We start from the raw sequence: 14,934 nt of genomic DNA, 5'->3' as shown, positions 1-14,934 counted from the left end.
AGATCACCGATGTCGTGCCGTCCGAACGGCCGGGACACCGCCACATCCGCGATCCCGAGTCGATCATGCGGGTGCGCGGCCCATGCGCCGCGAGGGTCATTGACCGGGACCACTCTGTGGTCGAGAATCTAGTGAGTCGGAGGCAAACGAAAGCAAACGCAAGATCATGGGAGGCAGCGATGAGCGAGCGTCGACCCGGAGTCTCCCGACCACCCGTGCGCCTGCGTCCCGTCCCGCCCATCGACCCGCCGTACCAGGACGAGACGTACTGGCCGGGGCCGACCCACGGTCAGCTCGCCCTCGACCTCTTCGCCTCGACACGACCGGATCCGGTCCGGCCCGCGGTGCGCCGAACGGCCCCACGCCGTACGCCCGCGCATCCGGCCAACCACCCGGGCGCTCCCCTGCCCCCGACGACAGCGCCCGAGGCCACCCGGGCCGCGCACCGCTTCGTCGGCACCTGCCTTGAGGTGGTCAACGGCTACCGCTCGCCGGCTCAGGTACGCCCTCTGCTCGACCCGGGCCGGGCGACCGACCTGCTCACCGAACTCGCTCGGGCCACCGGGCGGGCCGGTCCGGCGCGGCGTCGGGCGACCCGGCCGGCACTGCGGCTCACCCGGCTGCGGGTCTGCGAACCTCACGAGGCAGCCGTGGAGGCCGCCGCCGTGGTGAGCGGCCCTGGTGGCCGCAGCTGGGCCATGGCGGTACGCCTGGAGCACCGGCGGGGCCGCTGGCTGTGCACAGCCCTGCACGTCCTCTGACCCGCTCGCCCGCGCAGTGATCAGCTCGACATGCAGGAAGGCGCGGCATCAACCAGCCGCTGACACACCGACTTCCCGGAAGCGGAGTCGATCTCACCCCCCGGCCGGACGCTGACCGAGGCCGGAGACGCCAGGCCGACCCGGGCCGGACACGCCAGGCCGACCCGGGCCGGACACGCCAGGCCGACCCGGGGCGGGAGACGCCGATGGGCCCCGGCCTTGTCGGTCGGGGCCCATCGGGACGCGGTGTCGGTCAGTTGCCGCCGTTGGGCGCACCGTGGCAGCGCTTGTACTTACGACCCGAACCGCACGGGCACGGCGCGTTGCGCGACGGGCCGTTGCCGGCGTCGGCCTGGTTGGAGGCCGGACGCCGGGACCCCGCCGACGGGAGCGTCGGGCCGCGCAGCCCCGAGGCCGGCCGCTGCGGGGCGGACGGTGCGCTCTGCCCGGGTGCCGCCGGAGCGCCCTGGGGCGGGCGGCCCACGCCGAGCGCCGGTGCCTGCTGCTGCTCCTGTTCGAAGGCGACAGCACCGGGGCTGGCCTCGCCGTCGATGGTCGGAGCGGAGTACTGCAGACCCTGCCGCTGCGGCGTACGGTTCAGACCCTTGGCCCGGATCTCCACCGGCTTGTCGAGCAGCGTGACCTCTTCCGAGTCGGCTTCGGGCTCCGGCTCGGTGACCTGGACGTCCACGTTGTAAAGGAAACCGACGGTCTCCTCCTTGATGCCTTCCATCATGGTGGCGAACATGTCGAAGCCCTCGCGCTGGTACTCCACCACCGGGTCGCGCTGGGCGTACGCCCGGAGGTTGATGCCCTCCTGGAGGTAGTCCATCTCGTAGAGGTGCTCGCGCCACTTGCGGTCGATCACCTGGAGCAGCACCATCCGCTCGAGCTGGCGCACCCCTTCGGTGCCGAGCTGCTCCTCGCGGCGGTCGTACGCGGCGTTGGCGTCATCCTTGAGGCGGGCGACGAGGAAGTCGGCGTCCATGCCGGCCCGCGAGCCGCCGGCCTCCTCCTCCAGCTCCTCGATCGTCACGCCGACCGGGTAGAGCTGCTTGAGGCTGGACCAGAGCTGCTCAAGGTCCCAGTCCTCGCCGTAGCCGTCCGAGGTGGCACCCCGCACGTACGCCTCGACGGTGTCGTCGATCATGTTGCGGACCTGCTCGGACAGGTCCTCGCCGTTGAGCACCCGCAGCCGCTCGGCGTAGACGACCTGGCGCTGCTTGTTGAGCACCTCGTCGTACTTCAGAACGTTCTTGCGGATCTCGGCGTTCTGGCCCTCGATCTGGGCCTGGGCGCTCTTGATCTGGCGGGTGACCATCTTCGACTCGATGGGCACGTCCTCCGGGATGTTGAAGCGCTCCATCACGGCCTCGACCGCGCCGGCCCGGAAGCGGCGCATCAGCTCGTCCTGCAGGGACAGGTAGAACCGGGACTCACCCGGGTCGCCCTGCCGGCCGGCACGACCGCGCAGCTGGTTGTCGATCCGCCGGGACTCGTGCCGCTCGGTGCCCAGCACGTACAGGCCACCGGCGGCGGCGACCTCGTCCGCCTCGGCGTCGCAGGCCTGCTTCCAGGTGGGCAGGACCTCCTCCATCGCCTTGGCGTAGTCCTCCTCGTTCTCCAGCGGGTCGAGGCCGCGCTGGCGCAGCTCGTTGGCCGCCAGGAACTCGGGGTTGCCGCCGAGCAGGATGTCGGTGCCACGGCCGGCCATGTTGGTGGCGACGGTGACCGCGCCCTTGCGCCCGGCCTGGGCGACGATCTCGGCCTCCCGGGCGTGGAACTTGGCGTTCAGCACGTTGTGCGGGATGCCCCGGCGGCGCAGCAGCTGGGAGAGGATCTCGGAATTCTCCACCGAGACGGTGCCGACCAGCACCGGCTGGCCCATCTGGTGCCGCTCCGCGATGTCCTCGATGACGGCGTTGAACTTGGCCTTCTCGGTCTTGTAGATCACGTCCGGCCGGTCCTCGCGGACCATCGGGCGGTGCGTCGGGATGCTCACGACGCCGACCTTGTAGACCTTGTTGAACTCGCTCGCCTCGGTCTGCGCCGTACCGGTCATCCCGGACAGCTTGTTGTAGAGGCGGAAGTAGTTCTGGAGGGTGATCGTGGCCAGGGTCTGGTTCTCCTGCTTGATCTCCACCCCCTCCTTGGCCTCGATCGCCTGGTGCATGCCCTCGTTGTAGCGACGGCCGTGCAGGATGCGACCGGTGAACTCGTCGACGATCAGGACCTCGCCGTCGCTGACGATGTAGTCCTTGTCGCGCTTGTAGAGCTCCTTGGCCTTGATGGCGTTGTTCAGGTAGCCGACCAGCGGGGTGTTCACCGACTCGTACAGGTTGTCGATGCCGAGCCGGTCCTCGACCTTGGCGACACCGCGCTCGGTGACCGCGATGGTCCGCTTGGAGTGGTCGACCTCGTAGTCGCCCTCACCGTCGGTGCCGGGCTGGAGCCGGGCCACCACGCCCGCGAACTCGCCGTACCAGCGGGCCGAGTGCTCGGCCGGGCCGGAGATGATCAGCGGGGTACGCGCCTCGTCGATCAGGATCGAGTCGACCTCGTCGACGACCGCGAAGTTGTGGCCCCGCTGGACCAGCTCGTCCTTCGACCAGGCCATGTTGTCGCGCAGGTAGTCGAAGCCGAACTCGTTGTTGGTGCCGTAGGTGATGTCGCACTCGTAGGCGGCCTTGTGCTCGACGGCCGGCCGGTTGGGCAGCACCACGCCGACGGTCAGCCCGAGGAACTCGTGCACGCGGCCCATCCAGGCCGCGTCGCGCTGGGCGAGGTAGTCGTTGACGGTGACCACGTGCACGCCGTCGCCGGAGAGCGCGTTGAGGTAGACGGCCATGACCGAGGTCAGCGTCTTACCCTCACCGGTCTTCATCTCGGCGATGTTGCCGAAGTGCAGCGCCGCGCCGCCCATCACCTGGACGTCGTACGGCCGCTGGCCGAGCACCCGGGCGGCCGCCTCGCGGGCCACCGCGAACGCCTCCGGCAGCAGGTCGTCGAGGGTCTCACCATCGGCGAGCCGCTCACGGAACTGCTCGGTCATGCCGCGCAGCTCCTCGTCGGTGAGGTTGACGTAGTCGTCCTCGATCGAGCTGACGGCGGCGGCGATGGCCTTGAGCCGGCGCACCATGCGGCCCTCGCCCGCGTTAAGGACCTTTTCCAGAATCGACACGGATCAACGCTCCCCTAGACAGTCTCGAACCATCGTAGGCGCAACATCGGCGCGATGGTCACTGGTGGCGGTGGTCCGCTCCGCCGAACCCGACATAACACGCGCACGGGCCGCGCCCGGGACGTTATCCGGTTACGCCCAGGGCGAACGTTCCGGCACGATGCACGGGTGGAGCCTGTGGAGATCATCGAGGACGGCGTCCTGCTGCGGCCCTGGCGGGAGGCGGACGCCGACGGCGTGTACCGCGCCTGCCAGGACCGGGACATTCAGCGTTGGACCACCGTACCGCGCCCGTACCTTCGCGAACACGCCCACCATTTCGTCACGCGGCTGAGCCCGGAAGCATGGGCGGAGGGCATCAGGGCGCCGTTCGCCGTCTGCGACGCGGCCAACGGCGACCTGCTCGGCTCGTGCGGGCTGATCTCCATCGACAACGCCGGCACCGGCGAGATCGGTTACTGGACCGCCCCGTGGGCGCGCGGCCGGAGCGTGGCTGTCCGGGCCACCCGGGCGGTGTCCCGCTGGTCCTTCGAGAAGCTGGGGCTGCGCCGGCTGCTGTGGCAGGCGGAGGTGGGCAACCACGCCTCCCGGCTGGTCGCGCTGCGGGCCGGGTTCCGGATCGACGGCCGGGTACGCCGGGCGAACCCCCCGCCGGACGGCGGCGTGGACGGCTGGATCGGCTCGCTGCTGCCCGGCGAGGTACCCGAACCCGGGTCGACCGGGCCGGCCGCCCGAGGCACCCTGGCGGCTCGCCGGGCCGCTGTCTTCGGCCGCCCGCAGCCGACGCTGTTCGCCACCTCGGCCGGCGCTGAGCTGCGACTACGACCGATGGAAGAGCGCGACCTCGACGCCGTGGTGCAGACCTGCCGGGACCCGGAGACGATCCGCTGGACCACCGTCCCGGACCCGTACGACCTCTCCGACGCGCGGGGCTACCGGGGTTACGCCCAGGATGCCTGGGCACGGGAAGACTCCGCCTGCTTCGTGATCGCCGACCCGGACGACACCTACGTCGGCACTCTGGACCTGCGGCTCTCCCCCGCCGACCCGCTACTCGGGGACGTGGGCTTCATGGTCGCCCCGGCGGCACGCGGGCGGGGGTACATGCCGGCCGGGCTCCTCGCGCTCAGCGCCTGGGGCTTCACGGCCCTCGGCGTGGCGCGCATCGAATGGAAGGCGAACGTGGGCAACACCTCCTCCCGCCGGGCCGCCGAAAAGGCGGGCTTCACCTTCGAGGGGACGGCCCGGGGCGGGGTCCAGCACCGGGGTGAACGGGTCGACGCCTGGGTGGGCGCGCTGCTCGCCGAGGACCTGACGTGACGGGCACGCCGCCGGTCATCGAGGCGCACGGGGTACGGCTGCGGCCGTTCCGCGCCGACGACATCGCGGACCTGGTCGACGGGTGCGCGGACCCGCTCAGCCAGCGGTTCGTGTCCACCATGCCCTCCCCGTACACCGAGGTCGACGCCCGCTCGTGGGTGCAGGCCGGCGCGCCGGCGGTCTGGGCCGGCGGCGGCGCCGCGTACGCCATCGCGGACCCGGCCACCGACCGGCTGCTCGGCGCTACCGGGTTGAGCAACCCGATGCCCGCCCGGAGTCAGGCGGACATCGGCTACTGGCTGCGGCCGGCGGCGCGGGGACGCGGACTGGCCACCGCCGCGACCCGCGCGCTGAGCCAGCACGCCTTCGACGCCGGAACGCGGCGGCTGGAGCTGCACACCGAGCCGGAGAACGCGGCCAGCCAGCGCGTCGCACTGGCCGCCGGCTTCGGCTACGAGGGCCGGCGGCGGTCCGCCGGTCAGGACCGGAACGGCAGACGGTACGACCTGCTGACGTGGGTACGCCTCGCCGAGGATCCGCCCGGCCCGACCATCCGGCTGCTGCCCGATCTGCCCGACGGGGTGCTCACCGACCAGGTGGTGGCGCTGCGCCGGCTCGCGCCGGAGGACGCGGAGATGATGTACGGGCTGCACAGCCGGCCGGAGGTGGTCGCCAACCAGGCGCCGCCGGTGCCACCGACGCGGGAGTCGATCGAGCGGCGCTGCCGGCTGGCCGAGAGCGCGTGGTTGACCGGCGACATCGTCCGGCTCCTGATCGTCGACGTGGCGACCGGCGAGCCGGCGGGCAGCTGCGGACTGTCGTACACCGAGGTGACCAGCGGGGAGGGGTCGATCGGCTACGCGCTGCTCCCCCGGTGGCGGGGGCACGGGTACGCCACCCGGGCGGTCCGGCTGCTCGCGGCCTGGGCATTCGGGCCGGCCGGTCTCGCCCGGCTGACGGCCGGCACGGTGCCGGAGAACAGCGCCTCGCACCGCGTGCTGGAGCGGGTCGGCTTCCAGCGCGAGGGCCTGCAACGGGGGCGCCTGCCCGGTCTGGCGGGCACCCGCCTCGACGACCTGACCTTCGCCCTGCTGCCGACCGATCTTCGCTGACGAGGCACGGGGGCCGTGACGGACGACCGCCACGGCCCCGTGCCCGACGGGTCGCTCAGGTGTCGAGGGAGATGATGCCGTAGTCGTAGGCGTGACGTCGGTAGACGACGCTGGGGCGGCCGGTTTCCTTGTCCTGGAAGAGGTAGAAGTCGTGGCCGACCAGTTCCATCTGGAACAACGCGTCGTCGATGGTCATCGGCTCGGCCGGGTGCACCTTCTCCCGGGCGAGGTGCCACGGCTGGTCGTACTCCTCCTCGACGCGCTCCGCGACGGCGGTGCCGGCGCGGGCGTTCGACGCGGACAGCGGGGCGGCCACCAGGTCGGTGACCGGCAGGTCGGCGGTGGCGGCGGCCACGGAGATCGGCGCGTGCCGACCACGGTGTACGCGCCGGCGGTCCGCCGCGCGGCGTAGCCGGGTATCGAGTTTCGCGATGGCGGCGTCGAGCGCGCTGTAGAAGTCGTTCGTGCAGGCCTCGGCCCGGATCACCGGACCACGCGACACGCAGGTGATCTCCACCCGCTGGCAGTGGTCGGCCTGGCGCGGATTGCGCTCGTGAAACAGCTCGACATCGATGCGAATAATCTTATGGTCGTAACGTTCGACCTTTGCGAGTTTCTCGGCTACGTGTACCCGGTAATGGTCCGGCACTTCGACGTTGCGGCCCTTGACCACGATGTCCACGTGACCTCCCTTGCTCGGACGTCTTCGATCCGGTTTCCCGGTCGCACGCCGTAGGAAGACCCGCTGGCGTCGACCGGTCAGTGCGGCTACGCCTCCTCTCACCGCCAGGGGCGGGATGGAACGACCTCCTACCCCCGACAGCGAAACGCTAACTCCTGTTCGCCCGGCAGTCACCCCTTGTCGCCAAGACCACCCGGTATTTTTCGCACCTCATACACCAACGGGTGAAACGGAAACACGGTCGGTTACAAGTGGCGTCTTTTCTCGGTTGCGGCGAGAACCGCGGCGACGCCCGGTCGCCATCCGATCGCGGTCAGCACCCGGGCCGCCGCGGCCAGCGTCACACCGGTGGTGACGATGTCGTCGAGCAGCACCACGGCGGGCCCGCCGTCCGAAGGGCCGGGCCCACCCGACGCGCCGGAACGGGGACGGAACGCCGCCTCGGCGGCCGCCGCGCGGCCCGCGCTGTCCAGAGTCACGGAGTCGGGCCGGGGCAGGGCACGCAGCGGCCGGTACACCCGTACGGGCCAGCCGCACCGGCCCAGCCGGGCCGCGCAGTGCCGGGCCAGCCGGTCCAGGTGGTCGCCGTAGCGGGCACGCGCCGCAGCCGCCGTGTCCGGCACCGGCACCAGCGCCAGCGGACGCACCTCGCCGACCGCCGCCGCGACCACCTCGGCCAACAGCGCGCCGAGCGGACGGGCCAGACCGTGCCGGCCGTGTTCCTTGTACGCCAGCAGCGCCTCCCGTAGCGGACCGTCGTACGGGCCGAGGGCGACGCAGCGCGGCAGGCCGGCCGGGGCGGGCGTGGGGCGGGTGACCCGGGGACGCAGCGCGCTCAGTGCCGCGACGCAGGAGGGGCAGACCCCCTGTCGCATCCGTTGGCGACGCTCCCGGCAGCCGGCGCAGTCCGCGGGGAGGACCAGGTCGGCGAGGTCCGCCCAGAGCCCGCGCACGACGTCAGTAGAGGAAGAACGGAGCCGACGGGTTGCTCGGGCGGACTCCGGCCGGCGGCGTGGGGACATCGCGGACCTGCTCGGGCGCGATCCGTTCGAACGGGCTGCTGCGGTAGGCCACCTTGTTCGCCTCGTACATGTACGCCCCGGTGGGCACGCGCACGATGCGGTTGGTGGGGTACGCCGTCAGGTGGTTGACCTTGGCGCCCACATCGGTGCGCAGCGGCGTCTCCAGGGCGCCGTCCACGCTGATCTCGTAGATCGCCGGCTGGCCCGCCGAGCCGGCCACCACCAGCCGGTCCTCCCCGATCCAGTCCACCGCGGTCAGGTTGGTCAACGAGGTGACCAGCGCCCGGGGCGGGCCGATGGACACCCCGTTGCCGGAGCCGTCGAGGTTCAGCGCCGCGACGTAGAGCCGCCCGCCGGCGATCAACGCGACCCGCTGACCGTCCAGCGCGGAGGCGACCGCGGTGACCTCCGGCGAGGGCAGGTTGAGCGGCACCTCGGCCATTCCGGCAGCCTCGTCGAAGCGGTAGAGGCGACCGTCGGCCACCACCAGCCCCTGCGCGGGACGCGTGTCGACGGTACGCAGCCAGACCGGGCGGCCGATCGAGGCGTACTCCCCGGCGCTGCGGCCGAGGGTGGCCACGGTGTCCGCGCCCGTGCCCACCGCGAGTCGCTGCCGGTCCTTGCCGCTGGTCACCACCAGCGCGGCGAGCACCCGGTCGACGCCCCGCGCGAGACCGGCCGACACGATGCTGCGGTTGACCTCCGGCGTGAGGGGCACCGCGCCGCTGGGCTCGCCGGCGAAGTCGAGCGGGCGGATCGCGCCCTCGTAGACGCCGTACCGCTGCGGCTCTTCCCGGACGGGGTAGAGCCGCTGGGCCGTCCGACGCTCGTCGAGGTTCTGCACGGGCTGCGAGTTGTTCCGGATCTTCAGCTCCAGCTCGCCCGGCAGGTCACCCAGCGACCAGGCGAGCTGAGTCATCACCTGGTCGATCCGGCTCTGGTCGTCGCCGGACATGTCCAGGTTGACCTCCCAGCGGTTGTTCGCCCCGGTGGCGTTGTTGATCAGCTCGGTGCCGTCCGGCAGCCCGACGACACCCGGCCGCAGCCAGTCGGACGGGCCGCCGACCAGCCACCGCACGACCTCGTTGACACGGCGCTCGTCCGGCACCGCGTACGGCAGGTAGCGCTGGTCGGGCACCAGCCGGGTGCGGTCGGAACTCCAGAAGTAGATCGACTCGTCCTGGTAGTACTGCTGCAGGGCGACGTCGCTGAGCAGCAGCACGCTCGGCGGGTCGAGCAGGTACTGGCCGGCGCGCTCGTCGCTGCCGGCTCCGCCGAGGGCCGCGCTGCGCAGCCGGAACTCGTACTGGGTCTCGGTCGCCACCGGGGGCGCCAGGGTGCCGTTGGTCCGCAGCACGCCGATCTGCTGCACCGTGATCTTGACGGTCGTGGTCGAGTCGCTGTTGAAGGTGAAGACGGTCTCGCGCAGCCGCACCACGGTCAGCGCGACCTCGCTGCCCTTCTTGTCCTGCAGGCGGGGCCGGTGCTCGGGGGCGATGAACGCCTTCACCCGCTCGTACGCCCGGTCCGGCTCGCCAGCGGCGGCGGACAGGAAGTTGCGCACGAAGGCCGCGTTGTCGCTGCCGCTGGCGGCCCGCGACGGGGGCTCGCTGCTGCGGCCGTTGCTCGATCCGGCCTCGGTCGCGGTGCCGGCCTTGCCGTCGACCCGCACGTCGGACGAGGCCGGGATGCCGCAACCGGCACTGAGGAGCAGCGCCGCGCCGAAAGCGCCGAGCAGTGGTCGAGCCCTCACGATCGCACCTCCTCCCGCTCGCCGCTGTCGGCCGACGCCGGGCCGATTGCCAACGCTCCGCCGCTGCCCGGCCCGATGGCCAGCGGGCCACCGTCGCGTGGACCGCCGAACGGCAATGCCGCGTCGGCGGGCACCAGCCGCAGCGGCGACGTGGTGAGCCGGTCACCGGCGCGGGCCGGCAGGGTGAGCCGGAACTGGGCGCCCTGACCGGGCGCTCCCCAGGCCTCCAGCCAACCACCATGCAGACGGGCGTCCTCCAGGCTGATCGACAGGCCCAGCCCGGTGCCGCCGGTCTGGCGGGCCCGCGACGGGTCCGCCCGCCAGAACCTGTTGAACACCAGCTTCTCCTCGCCCACCTTCAGCCCCACCCCGTGGTCACGGACGGTGATCGCCACGGCGGTCTCGTCGATGCCGAGGGTGATCAGCACCGGCCGGGCCTCGCCGTGCTCGACGGCGTTGCCGACCAGGTTGCGCAGCACCCGCTCCACCCGGCGGGGGTCGACCTCGGCGATCACCGGGGTGCTGGGCAGGTCCAGCTCGATCTCCACGCCCACCCGCTCGGCCAGCCCGGCCAACCGGTCGACGACCCGGTGAACCACGGGCACCAGGTCGGTCGGCTCGGCGTCCAGCATGGCGAAGCCCGCGTCGAACCGGCTGATCTCCAACAGGTCGGTGAGCAGCTCCTCGAAACGGTCCAGCTCGGCCTGGAGCAGCTCGGCGCTGCGCGCCACCGCCGGATCGAACTCGTCGCGCTCCGCGAAGATCAGGTCGGCGGCCATCCGGACCGTGGTCAACGGGGTCCGCAGCTCGTGCGACACGTCGGAGGTGAAGCGGCGCTGCAACCGGGACATCTCCTCCAGGCGCAGGATCTGCCGTTGCAGGTTCGTCGCCATCTGGTTGAACGAGGCGGCCAGCAACGCGAGGTCGTCCTCGCCGTTGACCACCATCCGCTGGTCGAGGAGGCCGGCGGAGAGCCGCTGGGCGGTCCGCGCGGCGACCCGGACCGGGTTGACCACCAGCCGGGTGACCAGTGCGGCGAGCAGCCCCAGCAGGATCACCAGGGCGATGCCGGTGCCGACCACGGTCGCCCGGGCGTCGGCGGCGGTGGCGTCCTGACGGGTCAGCGGCACCAGGTAGTAGAGCTCGATCTGCCCGAAGCGGGTCGGCACCGGCGAGCCGTAGACCAGGTACTTCGTCGGCTCGCCCGTGAGTCGCCCGGTCTGGATCTGGCTGGCCACCTTGCCGCTGGCGACCGCGGCCCGCAACTCCTTGCTGATCAGGGGCTGGACGTTGACCGCCGGCGCGGTACGGGTCTGGATCATCGTCGGGTAGTCGGCGGCGGTGATGGCCACCACCACGCCACTGGTCTGCTGGGGGTCGCCCCCGGCCAGGTAGTTGACCGTGCCCTCGATGGTCTCCTGGAGCTGTGCCTCCTGCGGCTGGCCGTAGAGGGAGACCTGCTTGGCCGCGTACCCGGCGCCGCCCTTGAGACGCAGTTGGACGTCGGTGCGCGCGTTGTCGAGCAGGATCGTCGTGATCTTGTCAGCGATCAGGTACGCGAATCCGCCCACCAGCAGGCTGGAGGCGACCAATGTGATGGTGACCACCCGGACCTGGAGCGAGCGCCGCCAGGTCTGGTGCACCCGGGCCAACATCCGCGCGACCCGGCCGCTCAGCACACGCCAGACCTCCCGACCGGCAGCGAGCCGGCGGGCTGTGGTGTTCTGCGGGGGCGGCGAGGTCGACACAGTGCGACCAGGCTATCCGGTGCCCGCCTTGTAGCCCACGCCCCGCACGGTGAGGATGATTTCCGGTCGCTCCGGATCTGGCTCGATCTTGGCGCGCAGCCGTTGCACGTGCACGTTGACCAGTCGGGTGTCGGCCGCGTGCCGGTAGCCCCAGACCTGCTCCAGCAGCACCTCACGGGTGAAGACCTGACGCGGCTTGCGGGCGAGCGCGACCAGCAGGTCGAACTCCAGCGGCGTCAGCTTCACCTCCTCGTCGTTGCGGCTGACGGTGTGGGCGGGCACGTCGATGCTGATCTGGTTGCCGGGCGGCCCGATGGTCAGCATCTCCGGCGCGACGTCCTCGCCGCGGCGCAGCCGGGCCCGCATCCGGGCCACCAGCTCCTTGGGCTTGAACGGCTTGACGACGTAGTCGTCGGCGCCGGATTCGAGCCCGAGGACGACGTCCACGGTGTCGCTCTTGGCGGTCAGCATCACGATCGGCACGCCAGACTCGGCACGAATCGACCGGGCCACGTCGATACCACTCATTCCGGGCAACATGAGGTCGAGCAGGACAATGTCCGGACGACTGTCACGAAACGCGGCCAACGCCCGCTCGCCGTCGGCCACGAACGAGGGCAGGAAACCCTCACTGCGCAGCACGATGCCGAGCATCTCGGCGAGTGCGGGGTCGTCGTCGACCACCAGGACCCGGGCTCTCATGGGATTAATATTGCATCCCCGTTCAGTTCGGTGGGACCGGCGTCAGCCGGAACGACAGCGCCGCCGGCAATCCTGCACGACCCGCGGCGGCGGCGCCGCGTGGTGCGAGGGCCGGCAGAGGGATGATCCCCCGCGCCGGCCGCCCCCATGATCCCCCCTCGGCGGCGTCCGGCGCCACCACCGCCGTCACCGGCCAGTCGCGGCGGCGCTCAGCCGAAGAGCACCCGGCCCCAGTGGTCGCCACCGTCGCGTACGCCGGGCGGGCAGGCGAACAGGCCGCTGGAGACGTGCCGCAGGTACTCGTTCATCACGTCGTGGCGGGCCAACTGGGTCTGGATCGGCACGAACTGCCGGCGCGGGTCCCGCTGGTAGGCGATGAAGAACAGACCGGCGTCGAGCCGGCCGAGGCCGTCCGAGCCGTCGACGAAGTTGTAGCCCCGGCGCAGCAGGTGTGCGCCGTTGTTGCGGCTCGGATGGGCGAGGGCGACGTGGGCGTGCTCGGCGATCAGCGGCTTGCCGTCGTCACCGCGCGCCGCGAAGTCCGGCTCGTCGAACTCCTTGCTGCGCCCGAGCGGGGCGCCGCTGCCCTTGGTCCGGCCGACGATCTCCTCCTGCTCCGCCAGCGAGGTCCGGTCCCAGGTCTCCACGAGCATCCGGATCTTGCGGGTGACCAGGTACGACCCGCCCGTCATCCAGTCCGGCCCGTCGCCGGGCTGCACCCACAACTGGTCGCGCAGCAGGTCGGTCTCCTCGGCCTTGAGGTTGGCCGTGCCGTCCTTGAAGCCGAACAGGTTGCGGGCGGTCGCCTGGTCCCGGGAGGTCGACGACGTACGACCGAAACCGAGCTGCGACCAGCGGACGCTGACCACACCCATGCCGATCCGGGCGAGGTTGCGGATCGCGTGCACCGCCACCTGGGGATCGTTGGAGCAGGCCTGCACGCACAGGTCGCCACCGGAGATCGGGGCCTGCAACGCGTCGCCGGGGAACTTCGGCAGCTCCGCCAGCGCGGCCGGGCGGCGGTCGGCGATGCCGAACCGGTCCCGCCCGTCGGCGTCGCGGAACAGCGTGGGCCCGAAGCCGATGGTCAGGGTGAGCTGCGACGGAGGGAGGCCGAGCGCCTCGCCGGTGTCGTCCGGCGGGGCCTCGGGCATCCCGCCGACCGCCCCGAGGACACCGGCGTCACGGCCGGCGGTCATCCGGGCGGCGGCGGCCGTCCACTCTTCGAGCATCGCGACCAGGCGGGCCCGGTCCTTCGTGATGACGTCGAAGGCGACGAAGTGCAGCCGGTCCTGGGCGGGGGTGACGATGCCGGCCTGGTGCTCACCGAAGAACGGCACCGCGCCCGCCGGGTGGTCGCTGGCCGCCGCCGGACCACGCGAGTCGCCGACCAGCGCGCCCGCGCCGGCGGCGACGCCCGCGACTCCGGCCACCCCGGCGCCGGCGAGCGTGATAGCCCGCCGACGGGTCAACCTGCGTACGCTCATCGACTCGACTCCCCCTGCGTCCCGGTCACTTCGCGACGACTGCGGCGACCTTGCTGATCGGCTCGGCGAGCGCGTTGATGCCGTCCGAGAGTTCCTTGAGCTCGGCCTTGCTCAACGCGGTGTGCAGCTTCCACCCGTCGCCGTCGCGGTGCTTGCCGAGCTGCGCCTCGACGTTCGCGAACTCGGTGTCGAGCTGCTTGACCAGCTCCGGCGAACGCTGCTCCAGCGCGGGCCGCAGGGCCGACAGGGCCGCCTTGGAACCTTCCAGGTTGGCGGCGAAGTCCCACAGGTCGGTGTGCGAGTAGCGGTCCTCCTCGCCGGTGATCTTGCCGCTGGCGACCTCGTCGAGCAACTCCTTCGCGCCGTTGGCGAGCTGGAGCGGGGAGAGCTTCTCGGCGTTGGCCTTCGCCACGATCTCCTTGACGTCGACCAGCAGCCGGTCGGCGATCGGGCCGTCCTTGCTGATGTCGCCGGACTGCCAGAGGTCCTTCTCGATCCGGTGGAAGCCGGTGAACTCCATCCCCTCCTCGATGACCTCCTCGCGGCCGTCGATCTTGGGGTCGAGGTCGCCGAAGATCTCCGCCACCGGCTCGATCCGCTCCCAGTAGGTGCGCGCGACCGGGTACAGCGACTTGGCCTTCGCCACGTCGCCGGCCTTCACCGCGGCGACGAAATCCTCGGTCTTCTCCAGCAGCGCGCCGGTCTGGCTCTTGACGTAGCGCTGGTAGTTGTCGGTGGCGCCGGCCAGGGCGGCGTCGGCGGTCAGCGGCTGCGCGGACCCGCTGACCTTGAGCGCGCCCCGGATGCCCTTGCCGCTCATGCCCGGCTTGCAGGCCGTCTCGTACGTGCCGGCGGGCAGCTCGACGTGCAGCTCACGGCTCAACCCGGGCGCGATGTTCTCCACCTCGCCCATGACCCGGTCGCCAGAGGCGTACACGTAGAACTCGGTGACCTTCGCGCCCGAGTTGGTGATCTTGAAGGTGGCCGTTCCGGCGCCGAGGTCGGTCGTGGCGACGTCGCAGGCCGTGTCGGTGGCCTTGACCACGATCGGGCCGCCCGCCGCGTCCGACTTGTCGGAGTCAGCCTTGGAGCAGGCGGCGACGCCGGCCGTCGCCAGCACGCCGGCAGCGGCCAGCGCGAAGAATCGGGTGGTACGCATCTGAGCT

At 71.6% G+C, this 14,934-nt stretch carries 11 protein-coding genes; 3 read left to right on the top strand and 8 right to left on the bottom strand.

All coding sequences use genetic code 11. The features are described 5' to 3' along the window. Positions 1–179 precede the first annotated feature (179 nt). On the top strand, positions 180–761 hold the full coding sequence (locus ACLQ25_RS18795) for an Rv3235 family protein (RefSeq protein WP_425732138.1): 582 nt from the start codon (positions 180–182) through the stop codon (positions 759–761). Between the two features lie 253 nt (positions 762–1,014). Here the strand turns inward: ACLQ25_RS18795 and secA are convergent, their stop codons facing one another. Beyond that, complete coding sequence (gene secA, locus ACLQ25_RS18790) at positions 1,015–3,942, bottom strand: preprotein translocase subunit SecA (protein WP_425732137.1); 2,928 nt, start codon at positions 3,940–3,942, stop codon at positions 1,015–1,017. Between the two features lie 168 nt (positions 3,943–4,110). On the opposite strand from secA, the gene ACLQ25_RS18785 reads away from it, so the two are divergent. Then, positions 4,111–5,262, top strand: a complete 1,152-nt coding sequence (locus ACLQ25_RS18785; protein WP_425732136.1) for a GNAT family N-acetyltransferase — start codon at positions 4,111–4,113, stop codon at positions 5,260–5,262. Further along, positions 5,259–6,374, top strand: a complete 1,116-nt coding sequence (locus ACLQ25_RS18780; RefSeq protein WP_425732135.1) for a GNAT family N-acetyltransferase — start codon at positions 5,259–5,261, stop codon at positions 6,372–6,374. Before ACLQ25_RS18785 ends, ACLQ25_RS18780 begins: the two co-directional genes overlap by 4 nt. 55 nt (positions 6,375–6,429) lie before the next feature. Here the strand turns inward: ACLQ25_RS18780 and hpf are convergent, their stop codons facing one another. From hpf to efeO, 7 genes are all read right to left on the bottom strand, one after another. Further along, complete coding sequence (hpf, locus tag ACLQ25_RS18775; protein WP_357134743.1) at positions 6,430–7,056, bottom strand: ribosome hibernation-promoting factor, HPF/YfiA family; 627 nt, start codon at positions 7,054–7,056, stop codon at positions 6,430–6,432. Positions 7,057–7,301: 245 nt separating this feature from the next. Then, the gene (locus ACLQ25_RS18770; RefSeq protein WP_425732134.1) at positions 7,302–8,009 is read right to left on the bottom strand and encodes a ComF family protein; all 708 of its coding nucleotides are present in this window, start codon (positions 8,007–8,009) and stop codon (positions 7,302–7,304) included. Positions 8,010–8,013: 4 nt separating this feature from the next. Further along, positions 8,014–9,831: an LpqB family beta-propeller domain-containing protein gene (locus tag ACLQ25_RS18765; protein ID WP_425732133.1), complete on the bottom strand. Its 1,818-nt coding sequence runs from the start codon at positions 9,829–9,831 to the stop codon at positions 8,014–8,016. After that, a complete protein-coding gene (mtrB, locus tag ACLQ25_RS18760; RefSeq protein WP_425732132.1) occupies positions 9,828–11,579 on the bottom strand; it encodes an MtrAB system histidine kinase MtrB in 1,752 nt (583 codons plus the stop codon). Before mtrB ends, ACLQ25_RS18765 begins: the two co-directional genes overlap by 4 nt. Before the next feature lie 12 nt (positions 11,580–11,591). Next, on the bottom strand, positions 11,592–12,281 hold the full coding sequence (gene mtrA / locus ACLQ25_RS18755) for an MtrAB system response regulator MtrA (protein WP_355052014.1): 690 nt from the start codon (positions 12,279–12,281) through the stop codon (positions 11,592–11,594). Between the two features lie 209 nt (positions 12,282–12,490). Next, positions 12,491–13,768 carry an iron uptake transporter deferrochelatase/peroxidase subunit gene (gene efeB / locus ACLQ25_RS18750; RefSeq protein ID WP_425732131.1) on the bottom strand — a complete coding sequence of 426 codons (1,278 nt, stop codon included), beginning with the start codon at positions 13,766–13,768 and terminating at the stop codon, positions 12,491–12,493. A 25-nt stretch (positions 13,769–13,793) separates the two neighbouring features. After that, positions 13,794–14,927, bottom strand: a complete 1,134-nt coding sequence (efeO, locus tag ACLQ25_RS18745) for an iron uptake system protein EfeO (protein ID WP_425732130.1) — start codon at positions 14,925–14,927, stop codon at positions 13,794–13,796. Between the last annotated feature and the right edge of the window lie 7 nt (positions 14,928–14,934).

It is taken from the genome of Micromonospora sp. DT44, from assembly GCF_049841635.1.
Lineage (GTDB): Bacteria > Actinomycetota > Actinomycetes > Mycobacteriales > Micromonosporaceae > Micromonospora.
Note: the sequence above shows the minus strand (reverse complement) of the source record. Positions and strands in the feature narration are given on the sequence as shown.

Bases quoted from the DNA above. Each gene is read 5' to 3' on its own strand.
- ACLQ25_RS18795 (WP_425732138.1), top strand. From the start codon at position 180: ATGAGCGAGCGTCGACCCGGAGTCTCCCGACCACCCGTGCGCCTGCGT.
- mtrA (WP_355052014.1), bottom strand. From the start codon at position 12,281: ATGAGAGCCCGGGTCCTGGTGGTCGACGACGACCCCGCACTCGCCGAG.
- efeB (WP_425732131.1), bottom strand. From the start codon at position 13,768: ATGAGCGTACGCAGGTTGACCCGTCGGCGGGCTATCACGCTCGCCGGC.
- efeO (WP_425732130.1), bottom strand. From the start codon at position 14,927: ATGCGTACCACCCGATTCTTCGCGCTGGCCGCTGCCGGCGTGCTGGCG.